Source organism: Paenibacillus sp. CECT 9249 (assembly GCF_918697855.1).
In the GTDB taxonomy this organism is placed as follows: domain Bacteria; phylum Bacillota; class Bacilli; order Paenibacillales; family Paenibacillaceae; genus MSJ-34.
The window spans coordinates 1-22,780 of the sequence record NZ_CAKKLI010000040.1; the positions used below are offsets into that span (position 1 = coordinate 1).

At 44.0% G+C, this 22,780-nt stretch carries 21 protein-coding genes; 18 read left to right on the forward strand and 3 right to left on the reverse strand.

Annotation, left to right across the window (positions count from 1 at the left end; genetic code table 11):
- Nucleotides 1-318 precede the first annotated feature (318 nt).
- The 13 genes from LQ229_RS20895 to LQ229_RS20955 all read left to right on the forward strand — a co-directional run bounded on the left by LQ229_RS20895 (nucleotide 319) and on the right by LQ229_RS20955 (nucleotide 12,596).
- Nucleotides 319-2,127 (forward strand): hypothetical protein, encoded by a 1,809-nt coding sequence (locus LQ229_RS20895; RefSeq protein ID WP_230192806.1) that lies wholly within the window; start codon nucleotides 319-321, stop codon nucleotides 2,125-2,127.
- A gap of 392 nt (nucleotides 2,128-2,519) precedes the next feature.
- A complete protein-coding gene (locus tag LQ229_RS20900; protein ID WP_230192807.1) occupies nucleotides 2,520-2,873 on the forward strand; it encodes a hypothetical protein in 354 nt (117 codons plus the stop codon).
- Nucleotides 2,874-2,886: 13 nt separating this feature from the next.
- Nucleotides 2,887-4,005, forward strand: coding sequence for an FAD-dependent oxidoreductase (locus LQ229_RS20905; protein ID WP_230192808.1), 1,119 nt, complete (start codon nucleotides 2,887-2,889; stop codon nucleotides 4,003-4,005).
- A complete protein-coding gene (locus LQ229_RS20910) occupies nucleotides 4,002-4,979 on the forward strand; it encodes a glycosyltransferase (protein WP_230192809.1) in 978 nt (325 codons plus the stop codon). Before LQ229_RS20905 ends, LQ229_RS20910 begins: the two co-directional genes overlap by 4 nt.
- Nucleotides 4,980-5,003: 24 nt before the next feature.
- Nucleotides 5,004-5,768 carry a pyridine nucleotide transhydrogenase gene (locus tag LQ229_RS20915; protein WP_230192810.1) on the forward strand — a complete coding sequence of 255 codons (765 nt, stop codon included), beginning with the start codon at nucleotides 5,004-5,006 and terminating at the stop codon, nucleotides 5,766-5,768.
- On the forward strand, nucleotides 5,769-6,578 hold the full coding sequence (locus LQ229_RS20920; protein WP_230192811.1) for a sugar phosphate isomerase/epimerase family protein: 810 nt from the start codon (nucleotides 5,769-5,771) through the stop codon (nucleotides 6,576-6,578).
- Nucleotides 6,579-6,599: 21 nt separating this feature from the next.
- Entirely contained in the window at nucleotides 6,600-7,457 is an 858-nt protein-coding gene (locus LQ229_RS20925; RefSeq protein ID WP_230192812.1) for a glycosyltransferase family 2 protein, read from the forward strand.
- Nucleotides 7,458-7,551: 94 nt separating this feature from the next.
- A complete protein-coding gene (locus LQ229_RS20930; protein WP_230192813.1) occupies nucleotides 7,552-8,295 on the forward strand; it encodes a sugar phosphate nucleotidyltransferase in 744 nt (247 codons plus the stop codon).
- An 11-nt stretch (nucleotides 8,296-8,306) separates the two neighbouring features.
- A complete protein-coding gene (gene rfbC / locus LQ229_RS20935; protein ID WP_230192814.1) occupies nucleotides 8,307-8,855 on the forward strand; it encodes a dTDP-4-dehydrorhamnose 3,5-epimerase in 549 nt (182 codons plus the stop codon).
- 13 nt (nucleotides 8,856-8,868) lie between these two features.
- Nucleotides 8,869-9,876 (forward strand): dTDP-glucose 4,6-dehydratase, encoded by a 1,008-nt coding sequence (gene rfbB / locus LQ229_RS20940; RefSeq protein WP_230192815.1) that lies wholly within the window; start codon nucleotides 8,869-8,871, stop codon nucleotides 9,874-9,876.
- A gap of 9 nt (nucleotides 9,877-9,885) precedes the next feature.
- Nucleotides 9,886-10,740 (forward strand): dTDP-4-dehydrorhamnose reductase, encoded by an 855-nt coding sequence (gene rfbD, locus LQ229_RS20945; RefSeq protein WP_230192816.1) that lies wholly within the window; start codon nucleotides 9,886-9,888, stop codon nucleotides 10,738-10,740.
- A gap of 12 nt (nucleotides 10,741-10,752) precedes the next feature.
- Complete coding sequence (locus LQ229_RS20950) at nucleotides 10,753-11,682, forward strand: glycosyltransferase family 2 protein (protein ID WP_230192817.1); 930 nt, start codon at nucleotides 10,753-10,755, stop codon at nucleotides 11,680-11,682.
- Nucleotides 11,683-11,732: 50 nt separating this feature from the next.
- A complete protein-coding gene (locus tag LQ229_RS20955; RefSeq protein WP_230192818.1) occupies nucleotides 11,733-12,596 on the forward strand; it encodes a glycosyltransferase family 2 protein in 864 nt (287 codons plus the stop codon).
- 51 nt (nucleotides 12,597-12,647) lie between these two features.
- On the opposite strand, the gene LQ229_RS20960 is transcribed toward LQ229_RS20955, so the two are convergent.
- Nucleotides 12,648-14,141 (reverse strand): sugar transferase, encoded by a 1,494-nt coding sequence (locus LQ229_RS20960; protein ID WP_230192819.1) that lies wholly within the window; start codon nucleotides 14,139-14,141, stop codon nucleotides 12,648-12,650.
- 140 nt (nucleotides 14,142-14,281) lie between these two features.
- On the opposite strand from LQ229_RS20960, the gene LQ229_RS20965 reads away from it, so the two are divergent.
- On the forward strand, nucleotides 14,282-15,421 hold the full coding sequence (locus LQ229_RS20965) for an acyltransferase (protein WP_230192820.1): 1,140 nt from the start codon (nucleotides 14,282-14,284) through the stop codon (nucleotides 15,419-15,421).
- Here LQ229_RS20965 and LQ229_RS20970 read toward each other — a convergent pair.
- On the reverse strand, nucleotides 15,377-15,799 hold the full coding sequence (locus tag LQ229_RS20970; RefSeq protein WP_230192821.1) for an HI0074 family nucleotidyltransferase substrate-binding subunit: 423 nt from the start codon (nucleotides 15,797-15,799) through the stop codon (nucleotides 15,377-15,379). The genes LQ229_RS20965 and LQ229_RS20970 overlap by 45 nt on opposite strands.
- On the reverse strand, nucleotides 15,726-16,082 hold the full coding sequence (locus tag LQ229_RS20975; RefSeq protein ID WP_230192822.1) for a nucleotidyltransferase domain-containing protein: 357 nt from the start codon (nucleotides 16,080-16,082) through the stop codon (nucleotides 15,726-15,728). Before LQ229_RS20975 ends, LQ229_RS20970 begins: the two co-directional genes overlap by 74 nt.
- Nucleotides 16,083-16,333: 251 nt before the next feature.
- Here LQ229_RS20975 and LQ229_RS20980 point away from each other — a divergent pair, with 251 nt between their 5' ends.
- From LQ229_RS20980 to LQ229_RS20995, 4 genes are all read left to right on the forward strand, one after another.
- Nucleotides 16,334-17,020 (forward strand): heptaprenylglyceryl phosphate synthase, encoded by a 687-nt coding sequence (locus LQ229_RS20980; RefSeq protein WP_230192823.1) that lies wholly within the window; start codon nucleotides 16,334-16,336, stop codon nucleotides 17,018-17,020.
- Between the two features lie 226 nt (nucleotides 17,021-17,246).
- Nucleotides 17,247-19,586, forward strand: a complete 2,340-nt coding sequence (gene pcrA, locus LQ229_RS20985; protein ID WP_230192824.1) for a DNA helicase PcrA — start codon at nucleotides 17,247-17,249, stop codon at nucleotides 19,584-19,586.
- A 58-nt stretch (nucleotides 19,587-19,644) separates the two neighbouring features.
- Entirely contained in the window at nucleotides 19,645-21,642 is a 1,998-nt protein-coding gene (gene ligA / locus LQ229_RS20990) for an NAD-dependent DNA ligase LigA (protein ID WP_230192839.1), read from the forward strand.
- 586 nt (nucleotides 21,643-22,228) lie between these two features.
- Nucleotides 22,229-22,777 carry an ECF-type riboflavin transporter substrate-binding protein gene (locus tag LQ229_RS20995; RefSeq protein ID WP_216540143.1) on the forward strand — a complete coding sequence of 183 codons (549 nt, stop codon included), beginning with the start codon at nucleotides 22,229-22,231 and terminating at the stop codon, nucleotides 22,775-22,777.
- Nucleotides 22,778-22,780 lie beyond the last annotated feature (3 nt).

Below are 22,780 nucleotides of genomic sequence, written 5' to 3' on the forward strand. Positions count from 1 at the left end.
TGCCGGAAAGTCCAGTCCCAGATGAAATTTTCAAAGAACGAGCCTGGAAATTTCGAGGCCGTTTTCCATCCCCCTCAGGGGATGGAAACTAACCTATAAGAGCTTTCAAAAGATACTATACGAGGAGTTTAATTAATGAAATCTAAAAAATAAAGAGTCTTATATAAAATTAAGCATAGATTCAACTATGCTATCACTTATAAAAAGTATCTTTATGGGACAGCAAAAATTGAGCTATATATCTTCATTGCTTTGTTTGGAAATAAGTGGGTTTAAAATAGTCAATGAATTTCATGCACAGGGAGCTGAGAGAGAACTATGCCAAGAATTTCCAAAAGATCTTTTGCTAAAAGGGATATAATGACTTTATTTAGTTTTTTATTAATGGGTATTACAATATTATTTTTGATTCGTTATCAAATCTTATTGCTAAATTATCGTGAGTTTGGGGATGAAAGTGAAACAATTGTCGTAACTAAAATGATGGCCAATGGGAGCTTATTATATAGAGATATTTTTAATCATCATGGCCCGTTGACTTTCCTTTTTGGATATATTATAGAATTATTTGGTAGCTTTGGGGTTAGTGTTCACAGGATACCGATAATGATTTTACAATGGTTGGCATTAGCAGCGATTTATTTCTCGCCTATTGTGAATAATAAAGTTAATAAAAATTTTAATTTTATTATTGTTGCCACTATTATTGTCGTTTTTTTTCCGGATATATTTGGTCACATGTACATGTATCAAACATTAGCAGGTATTTTTTCTGTTATTATATTCTCACAGTTCACGTTGCCAAGTGTATTGGGATACTCACAACCAAAAGTGATTTCATGTATAGGGGCGGCGTTAGCTGTCTCGTTACCTTTTTTGGCTATCACATATTTACCAGCAGCATTACTATTTCTTATTGCATCCATTAGAAAAAACAACTTTAAGATCTCGCTAATAGGAATTTTTATAGGATTAGTTTTCAATATATTATTTTTATCTATATTTGGATCAATAAACGGTTTTATAGCTTATCACATATATTTGAATTTGAATATCTTATCACCTGGTCAAGGAATTTTAGAATTAATTCTTAACGTATTAAAATTTGCAACAGGTAGTTTTTTTGATTTCTTCACAATTATTTATATATTAATTATAGCAAGTATGATAAATAAAAAATCTACTGAACCATTATTTTGGAGGGGATTAATTGTTTCATTTATTATAGTAAGCTTTTGTGTAAGAGGAGCAGGTTTCGGTTTCTCGGGACTACCGTATTATTACTCCTTACTAGCTGTTTCACCAGTATTATTTATGTGGGATTTGAAATTCAAAACAAATGAAGGACCTAATCCATTTTCCAAACAGTTGGATGCTTTGTTTAGGTTTATGCCGGTGATAATCATTTCTATCATTTGTATTATTAAAGTAACTCTTATTTTGCCTAACGATTTATCCCGAATAAAGTCGACTACAGCTCCCGAAAAAACAGATTTTAGTGTTTTAGCTAAATCAATAACTGAAAAAGATGATAAGATACTAGCACTTACCTTTGCCAATTATGAATATATTGCGGCAGATCGCCTTCCAGCAAGTGCTCATTTTTTCTATCTACCTTGGCAAGCAAAGTATAATGAAAATCCGATTTTGAATATTTATTCGAGTTTATATGATGATATTTTAAATAAAAAACCCAAAATAATATATGCGGATAAATGGAAAGTTTGGGATTTATATGAATGGGAAAGTTATGCTAGTGATATAAATGAACTGCTAGAAACATACTACTATAAAATAAATGATAAACCTTACTATATACGTAAAGATATTAATTTGGAGGATTTTGGTATAGATAAGGAGACAGGTATAAATCTAAAAGACTTTTTTGTTACAGACGAAAATTGGGATAACGGGCTCTTAAGACAAAAAGCGGGTTTTATGATGCCTAATTCTAAATATAATGTTGATAAATATAAAATTGGTACCAAGATTAAAGTATCGAATAACGATATAAGGAAAGTAATAGATGTAACTCCAAATGGAAAGTACCTAATGATTTATATTGATGGAGAACCTCTTGATTATTATATAACAGGTCTACCGACACAATTCTCAGTTTTGGAATAACAAAAGTAAAAGATTATGCATAGAAACGTTGGATTTGGACCGAACTGGCGATAACTTTGCCCCTCTTCTTTGCTATCGCAGTGGATGCGCGGGCCAGCAGAGGAGGTCGCTTTTGTAACGTTTTGATTTTTTTGTAGCAAGAACATCAGGTTTATTGGTAAATATGGAAAAAAGGTTGCGACAGAAATCATGCTTGAACTTGTTTCCGTGATCTTAGGGTTTTCGAGTTCGAGAAATTAATATTGTTTCCTTTCTTGCTTGTTTTACGTGACACTTGGAAACTGGCCAAATGAGGAGACAATGCAAACACACAACGACGAAGAAGTTGTACAATAGTGATAAGACCTGGCCAAGGCCGAGAAGGAAATTTACCAAAAAGAAGGTAATTTATAATGATTTTGATTTTCTTATTGATCTTAGCAATGATTTTTAATATATTTGCCCAAATTACATTAAAATACGGAATAACTGCAATTCAATTGAATGGTATTTCGGTTCAATCATTATTCAAAATGATTTCATCGCCGTATATATGGATTGGTGCTATACTATATGGAGTAAGTTTTATAGTTTATGCTTTTGCTTTATCAAAAGGAGAACTAAGTCGTGTGTCCCCTGTATCTCAAGCATTAACAACGATTGGAATAGTTACTATATCTACTTTAATTTTTCATGAACCAATCACAGCCTTCAAGATAATAGGTGTATTACTATTAGTGGCGGGGACGATTATTATTTTCTTTTAAACGGGGTTTTTACATGAATACTAAAAAATATGATTATGTCGTGTTTGGAGCCGGAATATACGGACTATATGCAACTCGATTATTAGCAGAACGTGATTTGAAGGTCGCTTTAATAGAGGTTGATTCCAAAGCTATGCAAAGAGCTAGCTATATTAATCAAGCACGGGTTCATAATGGTTATCATTATCCAAGAAGCGTTTCAACAGCTTCAAAATCAGCAAGATATTATGAAAGATTTGTAAATGATTTTTCATTTGCGATTAATAATCGTTTTAGAAAAGTTTACGCGATTTCAGCTACGGATTCACTCACAAACGCTGAGCAGTTTGTGAAGTTTTGCGAATATGTTCATATCCCTGCGTTTGAAATAAACAGTCGTCAATATTTTAATCCAGGTGCGGTTGAGGCTGCTTATGAAACAATCGAATATAGTTATGACGCAAATATTATTAGAAACTGGTATGTTGAAGAACTAAAGAAATTTAAAAACGTTGATCTTTATTTCAATACTAACTTAAACGAAGTCATAAAAAATGATCGTTTTTTATTGTTTTTCTCAGATTCTTTAATATTGGAAACACCCAAAGTTTTAAATGCTACATATGCTAGTATAAATCAAATTCTAGGGAAATTTGGATTTGGGCTGTTTACAACTAAATATGAAATATGTGAGGTAATATTAACAAATGTTAGCACCAACCTTAAAAATGTTGGGATCACTGTAATGGATGGTCCTTTTTTTTCAGTCATGCCTTTTGGATTATCAGGCATGCACTCGTTGACTTCAGTAGGGCATACGCCACATGAATCTTCTTTTGATGAACTTCCTAACTTTTCGTGCCAACAAAATAATAGGAGTTGTTCATCACGTCAGTTGCAAAATTGTAACCATTGTAGCGCAAGACCTAATTCTGCTTGGTCGCGAATGAATCAATTAGCTAAAAAGTATCTTGCTCCTGATATATCAATTCAGTACAATAAATCCCTATTTGCGGTAAAAGCGTTAATCAGTTCTTCCGAACTGGATGATTCTAGACCAACTATAATAAAACAGTTTTCAACAGAACCTTCTTTTGTTTCTGTTTTTTCGGGTAAATTCAATACGATATATGATTTGGAGGAAGTACTATGAAAGAACAAACCTTTGCTTCCGTTGTTTTATATGCCCATAATGATGAGCAATTTATCGCTGATTCTTTAAGGAAAATTGATAGTGCTATGAATAATCTCTTTAAAGATTATGAGATTATAATCGTTAATGATTATAGCCAAGATCGAACCTTAGAAATTACTCGTAAGGCAATTGACGATCTAAGAGGAGATATAACGATTATCAACTTATCTCGCAAACATGGGGTTGAACATGCAATGATGGCAGGATTAAATAGGTCAATGGGCGATTTTGTGTATGAGATTGAAACAGCAATTATCGATTTTAAAACGGATATGTTTCGTACACTTTATGAAACTGCTACACAACAACGTTCTGATATTGTTGCTGCTTCCTCTGATCGTACGTCAATTACCTCTAGTTTATTTTATAAATTAATAAATAAATTATCGTATTTGGATTTATGCTTATCTACCGAACCCGTCCGATTAGTTAGTCGAAGAGCGTTAAACGCTATGTTGGGTTTGAAGGAAAAAGTGAGATACCGAAAAGCACTATATAGTTTTACTGGTTACCCAAAACAAGTTGTCCACTACGAGGCCGATCGTTCTGTTCCATTAAAGTCGAAAAAAATAAATCGCGAAAACATCTCTCTAGCCTTAGATGTTATTGTTTCGTTTTCGAATGGTGGGTTAAAACTTGCTCATTACTTATCCTTCTTCTTCTTTTTATTTTCGATTTTTATGGGTGGATACGCTCTTTATAATTATGCCTTCAACAAATCAGTAGTACAAGGTTGGACAACTCTAATGATCTTAATATCCGCTGGATTTGCAGGTCTTTTCTTTATTGTTGGTTTAGTTGGCGAGTATATTTCAAGAATATTGATTGAGATTCAGAATCGACCTTTTTATAGTACACACTCTGTTGAACTATATAAAGAAAAACAACCCAATTTGCAATTAGTTAAAAAAAATGAAAAAATTCCACAATAAACGAGTTAGCAAAAGGAGAAAAAAATGAAAACCTGTTTAATAGGACATACTGGATTTGTAGGAAGTACTCTATTAACACAAAACCAATTTGATGATTTATATAATTCTCGAAATATCGATCAGATTAAAGGTAAATTTTACGATATGGTTGTTTGCGCTGGAGCTCCTGCAGTCAAATGGAAAGCAAATCAGGAACCTGAAGAGGATTTGGAGAATATAAACTATTTAATCAATAATTTACAGGAAATCAATACCAAGTTATTTATACTAATCTCCACGGTAGATGTTTATAAGCACCCAGTAATGGTCGATGAAGACACTGTGATTGTACCAGAGGATACAGATCCATATGGTCGGCATAGGTACTATTTGGAGAACTTTGTTTCAAAAACATTCGATAACTATTTAATAGTTCGTTTGCCTGGATTATTCGGAGATGGATTGAAAAAAAATTTTATTTATGATCTGATTCATAATAATTGTTTACATTTGACCCATGGTGACAGCGTCTTTCAATTCTATCCATTGCATCGATTGTGGTCAGATATTCAGACTGCGGTAGATCACTCTTTACGTGAGGTTAACTTTTCTACAGAACCTGTTCAAGCGAAAGAAGTAGCCCGTCATTGTTTTAATTTGAACTTTGACAATAGGACAGAAAAAGCACCCGTTCATTATAATATGCTAAGCAAACATCATAGAATCTTTACATCTTCGGGCTCGTACATGTTAAGTAAAGAAGATGTGTTACAACAGATATCGGATTTTGCGAGGAGGCAAACTTTCTGAATGAAAATTTCTATTTCTAATATCGCTTGGGATTTTAATGAAGAATTGGATGTTATAGGAATTCTCCATGAATATAACATTAAAGGTGTGGAAATTGCTCCGACAAAAATTTGGGAAAAGCCATTAGATTGCCCTCAACAAGACATCGTTAATTATCGGGAATTTTGGAGCAGACATGGGATTCAGGTTGTAGCCATGCAATCCTTATTATTTGGAAGAAACGATTTGCAATTATTTGAAGATGAAAAGAAAAGGGAAGAAATGAAGTTTTTTCTCTCCAAGATGATTATGTTGGCGGGGAGGCTAGGCATAAAAGTTTTAGTTTTCGGTTCCCCAAAAAACAGGTCAATCGGTTCGTTAAAACTAAATGAAGCTCTAAATATTGCAATACCTTTTTTTCGTCATTTAGGTGAAGTAGCGTGGCAAAATGGTGTCTATTTTTGTATTGAGCCTAATCCTCCACAATATGGATGTGATTTTATCATGAATGCTGACGAAGGAATAGCACTTATCCGGGAAGTAAATCACCCAGGGTTCGGATTGCATTTAGATGCCGCTCAAATGACCCTTTCGGAAGAGAATTATTTTGCTATTATTGAAAAATCATTTCCATATATAAAGCATTTTCATATTAGTGAACCATATTTAGATTTAATAGGAAGTACGGAGACGAATCACGAGGAGATCTCCAGATGTTTAGAAATGTTACACTACGATAATTGGGTCTCAATCGAAATGAAAAACAATGTGATGCCTTCAAATCTAGATAGTGTCAAAAGAGCACTTGAGTATGTTTCTAATATTTATTAAAAATCAAGGGGACATTATTAGATGAATAACAAAGTGATAACCAAAGATTGGCGAATCCCCAAATTTGTGTCTAGCGAGTTTCGGGAAAAGCGTACGAAATATTGCGTTTGTATACCGGTAATCAATGAAGGCGAAAAGATAAAGAAACAATTGGAGAAACTGTCCTCTTTTTCACATTTAATTGATATTATTATTTTAGATGGTGGGAGTACTGACGAATCTGTAAAGCCAGAATTTTTAATAAAAAATGACGTAAGAACTTTATTAACAAAACAAGATACAGGTAAATTAAGCAGCCAACTAAGAATGGGATTTGCGTATGCTATTCAACAAGGTTATGAAGGGATAATAACTGTTGATGGAAACAATAAGGATAGTATGGAGTCAATCCCTGATTTTATAGAATTGCTTGATCAAGGATATGATTTTATACAGGGTTCCAGGTACGTTCCTGGCGGGAGAGAAATTAATACGCCATTTTCCAGAAAATTTGCAATTAAATTAATTCATGCCCCTTTCATTTCGATCATATCCGGTTTTCGGTATACAGATACAACCAACGGTTTTCGCGGGCACTCATCAAAATTTTTACTTGATGAGCGAGTACAACCATTTAGAGAAATATTCAACACTTACGAACTACTTGCCTATTTATCGGTAAGAGCTCCAAAATTAGGATATCGTGTTATAGAAACTCCAGTAATGCGATCATATCCAAAAGGTAAAATCCCTACGAAAATTAGTCCTCTAAGGGGAAATATTTTGTTATTAAAAATATTGTTTCAATTGGCGACTGGTAGATTTGATCCGAGAAATTCTGCTCATAACTTAGTTAATAAACAAGATTCAGATAAAATGGGCCATAGCAATTCGATGTAACTATACTTCTATAGGTTGAAAAAAAATTATATTTCTAAATTTTGTTTTGCAAAAGTAGGGGATTCTAAAATATATGTAAAGGATGTGTGATATTTTGAAAGGTATCATACTTGCTGGTGGTACAGGCTCACGCTTATACCCCTTAACGAAAGTCACAAATAAACATTTACTACCTGTCGGTAAATATCCAATGGTTTTTCACGCTGTTTATAAACTTAAAGAGTCAGGAATAGAAGATATTCTTATTGTCACCGGCAAAGACCACATGGGTGATGTTGTTAATTTGCTCGGCAGCGGCCATGAAATGGGAATTACCTTCACGTACAAAGTCCAAGATGAAGCTGGGGGGATTGCACAAGCGCTCGGATTGGCCGAACAGTTTGTCGGTGACGATCAGATGGTTGTTATACTCGGGGACAATGTTTTCTCCGACGATATCGCATCGTACGTTCAAAATTTCCGTGAACAGCAAAAAGGCGCGAAGATTCTTATCCAAAAGGTTCACGATCCGCAGCGTTATGGTGTCCCCGAACTTAATGGAGATAAAATTGTATCCATCGAGGAAAAGCCTAAAAATCCAAAAAGCAGTTATGCTGTGACGGGTATCTATATGTATGATAATTCCGTTTTTGATATAATTAGAACCTTAGCACCTTCTGCTCGTGGAGAGTTGGAAATCACAGACGTTAATAACGCATATATTAAAAGAAATCAACTCACTTATGATATTCTCCAAGGTTGGTGGACCGATGCGGGGACGCATGCTTCTTTAGCGAAGGCGAATGAGCTCGCGAAAGAACTCGTTTTCAGCGAGGAATTTGGAAAATTAAAATTGTAAGAGGTGTAATCATGCAAGTTACTCGAACAAAACTTGACGGAGTTTTTATTGTTGAACCAGTTGTACATGGGGACAGTCGCGGTTTTTTTATGGAAACATATAATAGTATAAAATTTAAAGAATTTAAAATCGATTTTCCGTTTGTTCAGGATAATCATTCTTTATCGGCCGAACCAGGTGTCCTGCGAGGACTACATTATCAGTTAAATCCAAAGGCGCAAACAAAGCTGATACGTGTCATACAAGGTGCAATATATGATGTAGCGGTAGATATTCGCAAAAATTCTCCTACCTTCGGTCAGTGGGTAGGTGTTATTATAAGTGCGTCAAATAAACGGCAGTTACTTGTTCCACAGGGCTTCGCCCACGGCTTCTGTACCCTCGTTCCGAATACGGAAGTAATTTACAAAGTGGACGATTACTACTCCCCCGAACATGACCGCGGCATCGCTTGGAACGATCCTGCACTTGGGATCGATTGGCCGACATCAAACCCGATCTTATCGGCTAAGGATCAGACGCATCCGCTTCTTAAAGATGCCGAGATCAATTTCGATTAAAGGAGATGATACCTTGAAACTACTCGTCACCGGCGGAGCCGGTTTTATCGGCAGCAATTTTGTTCATTACATGTTGAATAAATATCCCGACTATGAAATCATCAACTTTGACGCCTTGACATATGCCGGCAATCTGGAAAACCTTGCGAGCGTGCAAGACCACCCGAAATATAAGTTTGTGAAAGGCGATATTGCCGACGCTAAAGTTGTCGACGAAGTATTCGAGCAGGGGATTGATTACGTCGTTAATTTCGCTGCGGAATCGCATGTCGATCGGAGTATTATGGATCCGGGCATCTTTGTGCGGACGAATGTGATGGGGACGCAAGTGTTGCTGGATGCCGCCAAAAAATATCAAGTGAAAAAGTATCTCCAAGTTTCAACCGACGAGGTATACGGGACGCTTGGGGATACCGGACTATTTACGGAAAATACGCCGCTTGCGCCTAACAGTCCTTATTCGGCAAGCAAAGCCGGGGCAGACATGCTAGTACGCTCCTATCACGAAACGTTTGGGATGCCGGTGAATATTACACGTTGTTCGAACAACTACGGGCCGTACCATTTTCCAGAAAAATTAATTCCGTTAATGATCTCCAACGCCTTAAACGATAAGCCGCTGCCTGTCTATGGCGACGGTCTCCATGTTCGCGACTGGCTATACGTAGAAGACCATTGCAGTGCTATCGATCTGGTTCTTCATAATGGCAAAGACGGCGAGGTTTATAACGTAGGAGGAAACAACGAAAGAACGAATGTTCAAATCGTAAAAACAATTCTGCAGGAGCTCGGCAAACCGGAATCGTTAATCACGCATGTTACCGATCGGCCAGGCCACGACAGACGTTACGGTATTGACGCCACAAAATTGACGACAGAATTGGGATGGCAGCCGAAGCATAACTTTGAAACAGGCATCAAAGAAACGATCAAATGGTACCTTGAAAACCAACAATGGTGGACCCGGATTCAAACTGGGGCTTACCAAGAATACTATCAGTTGCAGTACGGTTCTCGTTAAGGTGCTGCCATGAAGGTGATCGTTACGGGAGCAGGGGGGCAGCTAGGAACCGATGTCGCGGCTATATTTAAGCAAAATGGCCATGACGTGATCGATCTGGATCGTTCGAAATTAGATATTGCCAACCAACAGGCATGCAATGATATCATCAGTGCGTCTCAACCGGACGTCATCGTGCATTGCGCCGCTTACACAGCTGTCGATGCGGCGGAGTCCGAAGAGGATCAAGCATACCTTGTTAATGCGGTAGGTTCGCGAAATATCGCTGTTGCAGCGGAAAAAACGGGCGCAAAAGTATGCTATCTCAGCACGGACTACGTCTTTGACGGAACATCGACAGAGCCGTATCGTGAATACGACAGCACCAATCCGAAAACCATCTATGGCAAGTCCAAGCGGGCAGGGGAACAACTGGTGCAAACGTTGTGTTCTCGTTATTTTATCGTCAGAACTTCTTGGGTTTACGGGAAGAACGGGAATAACTTCGTGAAAACGATGCTAAAGCTCGGACGAGAAAAGCCTTCCCTGCAGGTGGTGCATGATCAAATCGGCTCTCCAACGTATACGGTGGATTTAGCGACTTTTTTATTAGAACTGGTTGCTACTGAAAAATACGGTGTCTATCACGCCTCCAATACCGGAAACTGTTCATGGTATGAATTTGCGAAAGCGATTTTCGAGGAAGCAGGTATGGAGACCGAGGTTCGTCCATGTACGACGGCGGAATTCCCGCGTCCCGCCCCGAGGCCGAAAAACTCCGTGTTGGATCACGGCTCGATTCGCACGAACGGATTCGAGGACTTGAGGCAGTGGCGTGACGCATTAAAGGAATTTATCGTCGAGTTAAAAAAAATAAAAGTTTGAGGTCATGCCATCATGCCAACCGTTAGCGTTCATATCGTCACATACAACAGCGCCCAATATATCCGCCGGTGTTTGGAGTCTGTTTTCCAACAAACGCATCCGATTTCGCAGGTTATCGTAATTGACAATGCCTCGACGGATTCGACAGTTGAAATTGTGAAAACGATGGGCAATAACATTCGTCTCGTACGCAATGAAGCGAATACCGGCTTTGCCCCGGCGCATAATCAGGCGATGGCATTGTCCGATTCCGACTATTATCTTGTGTTAAATCCGGATGTCGTACTGCATCCGGATTATGTCGCTTCGATCGTTATACAGATGGAAAAAGACGACAAGATCGGCAGCGCGACAGGAAAACTGCTCTTACAATCCGATCCGACTAAAGTCGATAGCACCGGCATTGTCATGAATAAAGCACGCAGAGCATTCGACAGGGGGGCGGGCGAGGACGCAGAACGATGGAACGACTCGGGCGAGGTGTTTGGCGTATCAGGCGCTGCGGCGCTCTATGCAAAGCGGATGGTCGACGATATTCGGGTGCAGGGGGAGTTTTTCGACGAAGATTTCTTCGCCTACAAAGAAGATGTCGATGTTGCGTGGCGGGCTCGGCTATTAGGGTGGAAAGCCTACTACGTTGCGGATGCAATCGCCTATCATGTTCGCGGCTGGAAACAGGGAGCGCGCAGCAAGCAGCCTTTATTCGTGCGCAGACACTCCTACATCAACCGCTATAAGATGATGTATAAAAACGATTCCCTGTCGCAAATTGGCAGAAACGTACTTCACATCATTCCCTATGAAATAGCCGGCTTTGCTTTCGCGCTGTTCACGGAACCCGGGCTACTCGGAGCATGGCGTTCCTTCTTCAAAGAACGTCCGAAACTCAAACAAAAACGCACACATATCCAACAAAGACAAAAGGCTAGAATCAAATTCTAGTCTTTTTCATGTTATAATAACTGAAACTAATAAATCACAGAGGTAAACCAATGGATGTCAGTATCCTCATTGTAAGCTACAATACATGCAAATTAACGCTAGACTGTCTCCAATCCGTCTATGCATCGGAGACCCAATACAGTTATGAAGTGATTGTCATCGACAATGATTCCAAAGACGACAGCGTTCGGCAAATCGAGCAATGCTATCCGCAAGCCAGATTGATCCGTAACGAAGAAAACACCGGTTTTGCCAAAGCGAACAACCAGGGCATGGAGATTGCACAAGGGCGATACGTGTTATTGCTTAACTCGGATACGGTCATTCAACCGGACACGCTAGAGATCATGCTGTCCTTCATGGACTCAAGGCCCGATGTAGGAGCTTCGGGGTGTAAGGTCATCCTGCCCGACGGATCGCTGGACAAAGCGTGCAAACGCGGATTTCCGACGCCATCGGCTTCGTTTTATTATGCGTTCGGGTTTTCCAAACTGTTTCCGAATAATCCCCGGTTCAATCAATATCAACTAGGATATTTGAGCCCGGACGAGGAATACGAGATCGATTGTTTGGTCGGCGCTTTTATGCTTGTCCGCAAAGAGACGATCGACGAGGTGGGGATGTTGGATGAAACGTTCTTTATGTATGCCGAAGACACTGATTGGTGCTACCGCATCAAGCAAGCCGGCTGGAAAAACTACTATTACCCGCGAACAACCATCATGCACTACAAAAGAGCCAGCAGCCGCAACGAGCCGCTTAGAATCACATACGAATTTCATCGTTCCATGGTCATCTTTTACAATAAGCATTATAAACAAAAGTACCCGTTCTGGGTAAGTTGGTGCATCTATGCGGGAATTGCCGTTCAATTCGCGCTGGCCATTATCAAATCCAAGCTTCTGAGCAGATAAAACTTCTTCGAACGCAAGAAAAACCCGGATATCCGGGTTTTTTTCAAGCCGTCAATACGCTCCTTCGCCCTTCAGTACGACGGGGATCGTCTTGAGCAGTATTTTAATATCCAGCGAAACGCTCCATTTCTCTATATAATAAATGTCCAAATTGACCCATTCTTCAAAAGTTAAATCGCTTCTGCCGCTTACTTGCCATAATCCCGTAATCCCAGGCAGCACATCGAGCCGGATCCAGTGCTGGTCCGTATATCGCTCCACTTCTTCCGGCAAAGGAGGGCGCGGTCCGATCAAGCTCATTTCTCCACGAAGTACGTTGAACAATTGGGGCAGCTCATCAATGGAATATTTGCGAATAAACCGTCCGATGCGCGTCACCCGAGGATCGTTTTTCATTTTGAAAACCGGACCGGTAGCTTCGTTATGCCGCTCCAGCTTCTTCTTCATTTCCTCGGCATCGTAGATCATGGAACGAAATTTATACATATGAAAGGTGGAACCGCTTTTGCCGATTCTCTTTTGCTTGAAAAATACCGGCCCTTTCGAATCGATTTTGATTAGTAGCGCGACTATGCATAACAATGGCGAGAGCAAGGCCAAACCAACTCCGGATAAAATAAAGTCGATACACCGTTTCAGAACTAAATTCACTCCGCGCAGAGGCGTTTTCACAATTTCAATATACGCATAATCGTAGGTCTTATCGAAATTAACCGTTGTCGCGACAAGCTCGAACATTTCCGGAATGACTTTGATTTGAATATCGTATTTGCGTATCGTCGATATAATACGATGAATTAAGGCCCGCTCGGAAGGAATCGTAATATAAATTTCATGCACTTTATTTCTTTGAATGACTTTTTCCAAATCCCGCGTTTGCCCGAGAATGTTGCCGCCCTTCTTATAATCGTCCAAAAATCCGACAAAATGGTACCCGATCGTCTTTTTACCGGTTAATTTATGGCTTAAATCCGCTCCAACTTTGCCGGCACCGATAATGAGGACATTTCTCGTATGCATCTTCGATTTTTTCAATTGGACGACGATGATCAATTTTAACGATCTGATAAGCATCGCCGATGCGAGCATAGAAACGGAAAACATCAGAATGACGACCCGGGAATATAGAAAACTCGTTTTCAGAAAAAAGGCAAACCCGAGCGCGATGAGGAAAGAGATGGCGATCGCTTTGACGATCGTGCTCATATCGTCGATCAGGCTGGCCGACCGGTTGAAACGATAGAGTCCTTTCTGAAACATAATGACGGAATAAATGATAAAAATAAAACCTAGCAGAATCATATAATCGTTCAGAACGGTAATTTGCGAAAGCCCGCCGATAAGGTTATCCGCATCAACGCCAGGGTAATCCGGCATAACACGCCACATAAACAGCACAATAAAACAGGCTATGTATAATACGTACTCTAGTCCTATTAACGCTGCGTTAATCATTCTCTCCGTGCGGACGATTTTCTTTTTATGACTGGCGATATGCTCTGCGAGAATGAGATTGGTTTTGTTTATTTGAACTTGCGCATTCATTCCATGTGACCCCTTTACTTCAATTGCCTACTTTTCGATTATAGCATAAGAATGGGGGGAATTCAGTTGATTCGACAAAAGAAGGCGGCAGGAGTTGGCGGTCGATTGACAGAGGGGACCTTTTCGATTTTAATGGAACTATGAAACAGCACAATGAAACATTGACCGGTTTAAGGGGGCTTTTAGCCCTTTCTGTCGTTTTATATCATATCTACGAATCGGCCGTCCTGGAAAACTATATTACGGCTCTTCCAAAAAACAACATATTATATCTAATCCACTACGCCGGTTCGATCTCCGTGAATCTCTTTTTTGTTATAAGCGGATACTTGATCACGAGAAGTCTGATCTCGACAAGGACCGTCAAAGCCTTTTTCATCAATCGCCTATTGCGTATTTATCCTGTTTTCATTGTGATTCACCTCATGATCTTCGCTGTTGGGCCGTTCCTGAAATACAAATGGATGGACGGAATCGGAGCAGGGGAGTATATGCTTCATTTCTTCTCCAATCTATTGTTGCTTCCAGGCATGTTTCCTCTTCCGATCGCACAGATCGTAGCCTGGTCGCTCAGTTATGAGTTTGCTTTTTATATTTTAGCGGGATTGGTCTTTATCGTATGGAGCAAGGAGTCTTATCACCGCTTTGTAAAATATTTTTGCTTCTTCCTATTAGCTGCTGTCTGCCTCACTGTTGTATATTGGCATCCTAATTTTCTGTTTTTCCTCGTTGGGATTGCCGTATTTATGAGCGAGAACAAAATCAAAGCAAGTTGGAAACCTTCCAAATTGTTTAGCTTAGGCGGGTTCATTTTACTTATATTCATTTTTTTATCGTATCAGCTGAAACAGTTCTATTTAATTATTCCGTTATTGCTTAGTTATCTGTTTTTTCTTACGGTCGCGATGGAGCACGGCTTCTTTTCCCGATTTCTGCGAACGCGTATGATGCGTTACATAGGGCAGATTAGTTTTAGTTTATATATGTGGCATACGGTCATCATGTTCCCGCTCAAAAGAGTCGTTCCACGGATTGGATTGGGCGTACCCGAGTATGAATTTGCGATTTATGCGGTGCTGTCTCTGGCATTGTCTATTGCCGTTTCGCATGTATCGTACCGGTATATTGAAATCAAATTGACGGATTTCATCAAGAAAAGCTTCCGGACTAGAAGATATAAAGCCAATAAAAAGGCCGGCACATTGTACCCGATATACGGGAACGGCCGGCTTTCTTTATTCATCTTGTTTTTGAACATCTACTTCGTATCTTTGCATTAACCGTCGATATACTTGTTCGAACTCTTCGAAATTTTTTTGTATATGATGGAAAATTCTAAGCGCTGTATCCTCGTCGTAAATGTGGGAGGTTGCGTTCCGATTTTTCAGAAATTGAAGCCACAAGGTTTCGTTATCAATGAAGCGGGAGGAATATGCTTGCTGCAACGCTTCCCGAGGAGTCGATGTTTCGATTCCCTCGTAAGCGAGAATTCGTTTAAATGTTTTCCAATACAGTTCGATCACAAACTCAAATCTCTGAATCGTCGCGTCGACGACCAGACTGTTCGTGCCGGAATGATCCGACTCAATCGCTTCCTTTAACCGCATGATCGCGTTGCCTAAGTTCGTCAGGCTTTGTTTCACCTTTCGGCTGTTCATAAACAATTTGACCCTCCTTATATATCACTTCGCGCAAGGAAGAGGAGGCTTCATCTAATCGGATAATATCCATGGCAAGCAATGTTTCAAAGTCCTCTAATTGATGCATAATTTCAAGCCACTCTCTTTCATCCGCTTCGGGCGCTTCGACCGCCAGATCGATGTCCGAACGCTCGTCGGCATCTCCTTTGGCTCGCGAGCCAAACAGGAATACGCGCCGAACGTTGCGATGCTCCGAAGCAGTCCGCATAAAATGTTGGCGTATGGAAGGATCTAGCAGCAAAAAAATCGCCTCCTCCGGCAAATGATCGATAACGTCCGTTTACCCCGATGGTATTATTATTTTAGCATGTTTCATGGGGGTTATAAACATTTCAGCGGCCAGCAAACTTCGCTTGCGAACACACATTCCCTCTGGTATCATCAAATTGACAGCATTCCTCGCGTGGACTAGACTTATTCTGTTAGGATATTTATGCACTTCAAATAACTCATTCATACGATCCAACAACGTAAACAACGGAGGAACTCCCCTTGAAACCATTCTACTCACCCTGGCGCCATGTGTTCAAACTCGATCCCGACCGCACGCTTTCGGACGAAGCGCTCGACCGCGTCTGCATGTCCGGAACGGATGCGATCATGGTCGGCGGGTCGACCGGGGTCACATACGACAATACGGTGGAACTGCTCTCGCGCGTGCGGCAATATGAAGTGCCTTGCGTGCTGGAAATATCGAATCATGAAGCGGTGGTGCCGGGATTCGACTTATACATGATCCCCATGGTGCTCAATACGACGCGCGCGGAGTGGCTGATCGGACATCATCAGCGGGCAATCCGCGATTACGGCTATATGATGCCTTGGGATCAGCTTGTGCCGGAAGGCTACATTATTATGAACGGCGACTCCGCGGTCGCGAGGCTGACCGAAGCGCAGACGGACTTAACGGCCGAAGAGGCCGTTGCTTATGCGCAGGCGGGGGACCGGCTTCTGTCGCTGCCGATCGTTTACCTCGAGTACAGCGGCACATTCGGCGACATGGAGCTGCTGGGCCGGGTGAAGCGCAGCATGCATCATTCGCAGCTGTTCTATGGCGGCGGGATCGACAGCGCTCTGAAGGCGCAACAGGCCGCGGCCTTGGCCGATACGATTGTCGTTGGCAACATCATCTATGAAAATATGGAGCGGGCTCTTGAAACAGTCCGGGCGGTAAAATAGAACGATTACTGCGACGTAAATTTAAATTGGAAGTTCAAAAAGTAAACTTTTCAGCACCAAGAAGGTTGTATGAACCTGAAGAAGGAGAAGCGCAGTGTAGGCAAAACCTACATGAGCATCGGACTTCGAAGGTGAATACAAGATTCGATGCCGAGTATACTTCTTGGTATGCTTCGTGATCAAAAGGGTACTTTTTGAACCACCTCACCGGAAAGGAGCACTCATCATGCATAAATCCATTGACATACACGAAGCGATCAAACGCCTCAATCCGCAGCAGCGCGCGGCGGTGGAAGCGACCGAAGGGCCGCTGCTCATCATGGCCGGCGCGGGCAGCGGCAAGACGCGCGTGCTGACGCATCGCATCGCTTACCTGATCGCGACGCGCAAGGCCGCGCCGTGGAGCATCCTCGCGATCACGTTCACGAACAAAGCGGCGCGCGAGATGCAGGACCGCGTCTCCAAGCTGGTCGGACCGGAAGGAGGCGACATTTGGGTATCGACGTTCCACTCGATGTGCGTGCGTATTTTGCGGCGGGATATCGAGCGGATCGGCTTCTCGTCCAATTTCACCATTCTCGATTCGGCGGACCAGTTGTCGGTCATCAAAGGCTGCATGAAGGATCTTAACATCGATACGAAAAAGTTCGAGCCCAAAGCGGTCCAAGCGATGATCAGCAGCGCCAAGAACGAGCTGATCTCGCCGAAGCAGTACGAACAGCGAATCGGCGATTATTTCCAGGGCATCGCGGCCAATGTATATACCATGTACCAAAAACGGCTCAAAGCCAACAACTCGCTCGATTTCGACGACCTCATCATGACGACGATCCAGCTTTTCAAGGACGTGCCGGAAGTGCTCGAATTTTACCAGCATAAATTCAAATATATCCATGTCGACGAATACCAGGATACGAACCGGGCGCAATATATGCTGTGCCGCATGTTGGCCGATGAGCATCACCGCATTTGCGTCGTAGGGGACAGCGATCAGTCGATATACAGATGGCGCGGAGCGGACATAACGAATATTATGAACTTCGAAGAAGACTATCCGGAAGCGCAGACGATTCTGCTTGAGCAAAACTATCGTTCCACCGGCAATATTCTCGCCGCGGCCAACGCCGTGATCAAGAATAATACCGGACGCAAGCCGAAGAAGCTGTGGACCGACCAGGGCGAAGGCGCGAAAATCATCGTCTATCAAGCCGATTCGGAGCATGAAGAGGGATATTTTATTACATCGGAAATTAAAAAGAACCGCGAGCAAGCCAAAGCGTACCAGGATCATGCGATTTTGTACCGGACGAACGCGCAGTCGCGGGTCATCGAGGAAATTTTGATCAAATCCGATATTCCTTATCAAATCGTCGGAGGCATCAAATTCTACGATCGGAAAGAGATCAAGGATCTGCTCGCCTACTTGCGGCTCATATCGAACCCGGACGACGACATCAGCTTGACGCGCATCATTAACGTGCCGAAACGCGGGATCGGCGACACGACGCTCGGGAAATTGGCCGATGCGGCAGCCCAGCGGGGGGGCTCCATCTTTCGCACGATCGATGAGATGGACGATCTCGACATCAACGGCAAAACGAAAGCGGCGCTGCTCGAATTCCGCACGATGATCGGGCAGTTGCATCAAATGCTCGAATTTCTGTCCGTCACCGAGCTGACCGAGAAAATGCTGGAAATGACCCAATACAAGCTCGAATTGCAGCGCGAGAATACGTTGGAATCCCGTTCCCGCATGGAGAACATCGACGAGTTTCTATCCGTGACGCAAGAGTTCGAGAAAAATAACGAAGACAAATCGCTCGTTTCGTTTCTGACCGATTTGGCGCTGATCGCGGATATCGACTCGTTGAACAAAGACGAAGAGGAGGCGAAAGACGCGGTCGTACTCATGACGATGCATAGCGCGAAAGGGCTGGAATTTCCGGTCGTGTTCATTATCGGCATGGAGGAGGGCGTGTTCCCGCACACCCGCGCGTTCCAGGACAACGAGGAGCTGGAAGAAGAACGCCGCCTCGCTTACGTGGGCATTACCCGGGCGGAGAAGCAGCTGTTCCTGACCTGCGCGCGGATGCGCACGCTGTTCGGACGGACGACGGCGAATATGCCGTCCCGCTTTCTGAATGAAATTCCGGCGGAGCTGAAGGAAGAATCGGCGATGACGCGCGATCGCTACGGACGCAATATGTCGGCCGGCGGATTCGGATTCGGTTCGCGCGGCGGCGCGGGCGGCGGCATCGGCTTCGGCGCAAACGGCGGCAGAGCCGCAAGCCCGACGGGCGTGCAAGGCAACCGCGGTAGCGCGACTTGGACGCCTGGGGCAAAAACGACCGTCTCGACGCCGATGGATGCGGCTCGTTCCCAAACGGGCGGCGCGGCAGCGGGCGAGTTCAAGACCGGCGATAAAGTATCGCACGGCAAATGGGGCGTCGGCGTTGTCGTCGCGGTCAAAGGCAGCGGCAACGACACCGAATTGCAAATCGCTTTCCCGGCGCCGGTAGGCGTGAAACGGCTTCTGGCCGGGTTTGCCCCGATTACAAAGGTGTAAAAGTAAAAATTGAAATGATGGAGGGACGACGGTGACGGTCTCGGATCAATTGGAAAAGATGCAACGTTTGGTTGCAGAATTGAATCAACACAATTACCATTATTACACCTTGGACAAACCGCTAATTAGCGATAAAGAATATGACGCATTGTACGATCAACTGGTCGAACTCGAACGCGCAACGGGTACGGTATTGCCCGATTCTCCGACACAGCGCGTCGGCGGGGAACTGCTGAAAGGCTTTGCCGAGCATCGTCATTTATCGCGGCTGTGGAGCTTGGACAAGGCGCAGGACGAGGCCGATTTGCGCGCCTGGAACCAGCGTGTCGTGAAGCTGGTGAACGATTATAACGCCAATCATCCGGACGAGCCGTTGCCGCCGCCTTCTTATGTGGTGGAACTGAAATTCGACGGACTCACGTTGAATTTAACTTATACGGACGGCCGGCTTGTTCAGGCGGCGACGCGCGGCAACGGCGTCGTCGGGGAGGGCATTCTCGCGCAGGTCAAGACGATTCGCTCCGTACCGCTTACGATTCCGTTCGCGAACGGCACGATCGAGGTGCAGGGAGAAGGCATCATGAACCTGTCGACGCTCGAAGCGTACAACAAGACGGCAGTGGAACCGCTCAAGAATGCGCGCAACGCCGCGGCCGGCGCATTGCGCAATTTGAATCCGAAAGTAACGGCGGAACGGAAGCTGAGCGCCTTTTTCTACAATATCGGATATGCGGACGGCATCGGGTTCGCCAATCATCGCGAAATGATCGAGTTTCTTAAAGACAATCATTTCAAAGTCAATCCGTATATTACTTATTTCGATGAGATGGACGGCGTGATCGAAGAATTGGCCAAGGTGGAGGAACAGCGGAGCCAGCTTGATTATTTGATCGACGGAGCGGTCGTGAAAATCGTCGATATGCGCACGCGCGAAGCGCTCGGCTACACGGATAAGTTCCCGCGCTGGGCCGTCGCTTACAAATTCGAAGCGGAAGAAACGACGACCGTGCTCGAATCCGTCTCTTGGGAAGTGGGCCGTACCGGCAAAATTACGCCCGTCGCCCGCGTCGAGCCGGTCGAACTGGCCGGCGTCACCGTGCAGAACTGCACGCTGAACAACATCGGCGATATCGAACGCAAAAATTTGAAGTTCGCGCTCGGCACGCGCGTAATGATTCGCCGTTCGAACGACGTCATCCCGGAAATTCTCGGCAAGGTGACAGAGGAGAACGACGGAGCCGAGATCGTCTATCCGACGAATTGTCCGGCATGCGGATCGCCGCTCGAGCAGAGAGGGGCGCATCTGTTCTGCAACAACCGGCTCGGCTGCAAACCGCAGCTGATCGGCCGCATTACGCATTTCGCCTCGCGCGACGCGATGGACATCGAAACGTTCAGCGTGGCAACGGCGGAGCAGTTATACGACGAAGTCGGCGTACGGGATCCGTCCGATCTGTACACGATTACGTACGATGACATCATCAAGCTGGAGCGGTTTGCGGAGAAGAAAGCGAATAACTTGCTCGAGGCGATCGAGCGAAGCAAGCATTGCGATCTGGCCGCATTCCTGTTCGCGCTTGGCATTCCCAATACGGGCAAAGCGACAACCAAAATGTTGGCCGATCATTTCGGCAGCCTGGACCGCCTGATGGAGGCGACGGCGGAGGAACTCGTCACCCTGCCGGATGTCGGCGGCATTGTGGCCGACAGCATCGTATCGTTCTTCGCCGATCCGGTGATCCGGCAGAGCATCGACCAAATGCTCGCCCACGGCGTCCGGCCGACCGCGCCGGAACGCCCGGCCGCGCCGAAGACCGACACCGTCTTCAGCGGCAAGACGGTCGTGCTTACCGGCACGCTGCCGAACATGACGCGCGACGAAGCGGCGGCGAAGCTCGAAGCATGCGGCGCGAAAGTGACGGGCAGTGTGTCGAAGAAGACCGATTTCGTCATTGCGGGCGAGAACGCCGGCAGCAAGCTGGCCAAAGCGCAGCAGCTCGGCATCCGCATTATCGACGATGAGCAAGAACTGCTGAAGCTGTTGGGCGAAGCATAGCACGCGAAGCGCAAGGCACTCTGCAACCCAACCCAACGCAACTCATAACGAAGCCGGCCCAATCGGGTCGGCTGTTTCGGTTCAAGCAATGTCAGACTGTTAACCGGACAGGAAATCCGCTATTTTGCCGAAACGGCCCCTTTTTCGACGGAACACGGACAGAGGAGCCGCTATTTTCCACAAATCGGCCGAATTCCCCTCGTCTCAAGGCGAATAGCGGAATGTCTGTCCTGCAAACCCAAGAAAAAGCCCGTTTATCCCAAAATAACGGCTTCTGTGTCCTCCCGAGATCGAAACGAGGCCGAAAGCGAAGCGAAATGCGGTGGTATCCGAAATACGCCCAGCATTTTGCATATTATTGTTTACAAATCCACCGTTCCTTTTTACAATTAGATTGATTCGAACGGTGTCGAATGCGCTCACACCCCCAAATCGTATCAAAAATCCTTATATTTCCCGAGCGATTCAACCAAAATGTTCGTATTGAAAGATGGTTTCATCTGTTTTAACATGGGAGTAGAACGATCAGGGCGTGTGCTTCAATAAAATTTGAGGAGGAGTAAGTAGAACGATGAATCAAAAATCGATTTTTCAGTTCAACACCAAAAATGTCGTGGCGATCGGGATCGGCGCGGCGTTGTACGGATTTCTCGGATTTTTCGGATTTCCGATCGCACCGGAGACGTGGGTGAAGCCTGCGGTGGCGTTTCTCGTCATTTTCGGCGCGATGTTCGGCCCGGTTGTCGGCTTCTTGATCGGTTTCATCGGCCATACGATCACCGACCTGATCATCGGCGGCGGCGTATGGTGGGGCTGGGTGCTCGGCTCGGCCATTATGGGCTTGTTTATGGGCTTCATCTTTATGAGCAGAGATTTCAGCGTCAAAGACGGTTCCTATTCCGGCAAGCACGTATGGCTGCTGCTTCTGTACGGAATTCTCGGAATCGTTGTCGGCATGGGCGAAGCGACCCTATTCGATATTTTCCTCATGAACGAACCGTTCCAGAAAATGATGGTCCAATTCGGCACGTCGATTGTAGCCAACGTATTGGTGCTCGTCGTTTTAGGCTTAACGATTGTGCTCGGCATTTTGCAAGTCAACAAGAAAAACTCGAACTTAACGGTAGACAAATAGGAG